We start from the raw sequence: 2,711 nt of genomic DNA, 5'->3' as shown, positions 1-2,711 counted from the left end.
CAAAGAAAAATGGAAAATAATTATATTTTATGTAATTATTTTATAATAAATAAAACCAATAATCTGCAATTCACTCATACTCAAATGCTTGAATAACCAGCTTGATTAGATTCAATTATTTTGATAGGATTAGATTAGCTTTCCGTATAGAGATATATTAATACCCAATTTTTTATTATTTAGGATTAATTTTTCACAAGCTTTATTTAGATATCTTGGTGGAAATAAATGCAATGCTTTAAATTATCTGTTAATCAGGATTTAAATTTGACTTTGAAGGAAAATCCTTATTTTGGTAGTTTATTAAGAGCTGCTAATGGAAGATTTTCAATTGGTAAAGTAATTCAAGAAAGATGGAATTAATGGGGTGCAAGAATAAATGGGAAAGAAGAACCTGTGTTCACCTCATTCTTTTCACAAAGAAATAAATTAGAAGGCATGTCAGAACCAATTCATATATTAGGCCTATTGCCAAATAAAAAATAGCCTTTTCAGCCTGAGCCACGCCCTGGAAAAAATGAAAAACCCAGTAAACTGGAATTACAGCAAGAGCCATTAACCCTTTATAAGGAAAAAAGAAACTTAACATCGGCAGAATTAACAGCAGATTAAGGGCTTTCAAATAAGTCATTCCTTCTACTTTATTTTTGGCCAATCCGGCTACCACAAGAGTAAGAAATGGAGTAAGTAAGGCATACATCAGACCTAACAAAAAGCAATGCATCAGACTAAAAAATTGCAATCCATTGAAGTATAGAATGAAAAAGCTCATAAGAAAGGAAAAAAAAGATGGGAGTATCAATTTGCTTACCACATAGGCAGGCATTGTCACAGGGGAAACCATTACAAAGTCATATATATGATCGTCTTTTTCATCAAGAAAGACAAAGCTGGTAACAAAACCAAATAATACAGGAGCCTGCATTCCTACATACATCAGTATATAGATGAGGTAATTATCAACAACAGGAAATTCCTCTATAAGGTAGGGAAGACCAAAGCGTACAACTACAAAAAGGAATAAGGAAACCAATAAAAAAAAGACAAGAGAGCTATCCCGGAAAATGGCTTTTTGGTCTAGAAGAGCAATTTGGAAAAATTTGGTTTTCATAGGAAGCTTGAGTTTAGAGTTTCATTGAATCAATTCCAGACTTAAAAGTTTAAGTGCTTCTTGAAGGTTTTCAAGGCAAAGAAAAATAAGAGCACATTATAAACCAGAAGTATTCCCACACCATAAATAACCTCAGGACCAATTTGCTTTTGAAAAGCAGCATCAAGTAGGATAATACTTCCTTGAGTAGGCAAAAAGTAAAATAAATTTGTATGCAGAACACCGAAATAACCCAGAAATGGGAGGCTAAGGCCTATCAATACCCCCATGGCCTTCATTAAAAACTGATTAAAAGAGGTAGACCACACCACAATGATCAATCCACTTAGGATAAATAAAAGGGAAGTCAAGCCCACCCCAGAAATAAATAAAACATAATTAAAATCCCATCCATGTGCAGCAAGAGCCATCCCCAAACTACACAGTATGGCAATCAAGCTTAGGGCACTAATTTTAGCCGCAAAGTACTCCCACAGCTTGAGCGGGCTTACTTGAATAGCGGATAAGATATTACCCGATTTTTCAAATAAAATGGTTACGCCAACAAAGAAAAAGCCGATCAGGGCCGGATCATTGAAAATAAGTAAAACCAAAACTTTTTCTAAGTGAGGCAAACCTTCCAGAATTTTGAAGATCCCGATATAGAGTAGAGTGACCACTATACTTATCGTCAGCAATTGATTGCGATGTAAAATCAACAACTCCCATTTAAAATAATTGAATATCTTTTTCATGAGTGAAGGGACTTACCGGTTACCTTTATAAAAACATCATTGAGGCTGGCCTCTGTAGTGTGCATCGTTTCTATTGGATAATGATTAATGATAGCAAGAAAATCTTCATTGCCCTTTAATCGGTCCAACTCAAATTTCTTTTTTACCAAAAGACCATTTTTGCGATACCCTATCTTCAAATTTCTTTCTCCGTATTTTAGTTTTAGCTGCTGAGGGCTATCCGTCAACACTAGTATACCATCCGTCATAAAAGAGACTTGCTGACATAATTCATCTGCATCGTGCATTAAATGAGTGGTAATAAAAATCGTTTTCCCTTCCTTCTGCAACTCTAACAGGAAATCTTTAAGGATTTGTGCATTTACGGGATCCAATCCGTTTGTAGGTTCATCGAAAAAAAGAATTTCCGGATCATGCAGCAAGGCTCGAATAAAGTTGAGCCTCATTTTCATTCCTTTGGAAAACTCAAACACCCTTTTATCAGCATCTTCCAAAAGACCCACCTTATCTAATAATTCATCTATGGATTGGTATTTTCTTTGGTATAGAGATCCAAAAAACTGAAGGTTTTCTCTGGCTGTCAACTTAGGATAATGGTTGGGCAGTTCAAAACCTACTCCAATGCGTTCAAAATAATCTCTTCTCCATTGTTTTAAGCACTTCCCAAAAACTTCTACTTCTCCTTCATAATTCTCCAAAACTTTGTAGAGAATTTTTTGTGTAGTACTTTTTCCTGCACCACTAGGCCCCAGAAATCCAAATATTTCCCCTTTTCCAATGGAAAAATCAATGCCATTGATAGTTGGAGAATCATTTTTGGGATACGCAAATACCAGATCTTTTGCTCGTATCATTATTTTAAAATT

3 protein-coding genes are annotated in these 2,711 nt (G+C 34.8%); all 3 read right to left on the bottom strand.

What is annotated here, in order from left to right; translation table 11 throughout:
• Nucleotides 1–400: 400 nt before the first annotated feature.
• On the bottom strand, nt 401–1,111 hold the full coding sequence (locus E1171_RS03275) for a hypothetical protein (protein ID WP_155204041.1): 711 nt from the start codon (nt 1,109–1,111) through the stop codon (nt 401–403).
• A 41-nt stretch (nt 1,112–1,152) separates the two neighbouring features.
• Nucleotides 1,153–1,845 carry a fluoroquinolone export ABC transporter permease subunit gene (locus E1171_RS03270; RefSeq protein ID WP_155204040.1) on the bottom strand — a complete coding sequence of 231 codons (693 nt, stop codon included), beginning with the start codon at nt 1,843–1,845 and terminating at the stop codon, nt 1,153–1,155.
• On the bottom strand, nt 1,842–2,711 hold an 870-nt coding region (locus E1171_RS03265), incomplete at its 5' end, for an ABC transporter ATP-binding protein (RefSeq protein WP_222931365.1). The genes E1171_RS03270 and E1171_RS03265, both read right to left, overlap by 4 nt.

This window comes from Xanthovirga aplysinae, from assembly GCF_009711365.1.
Classification (GTDB): Bacteria; Bacteroidota; Bacteroidia; order Cytophagales; family Cyclobacteriaceae; genus Xanthovirga; species Xanthovirga aplysinae.
This window is presented reverse-complemented; position numbering and strand designations above follow the sequence as displayed.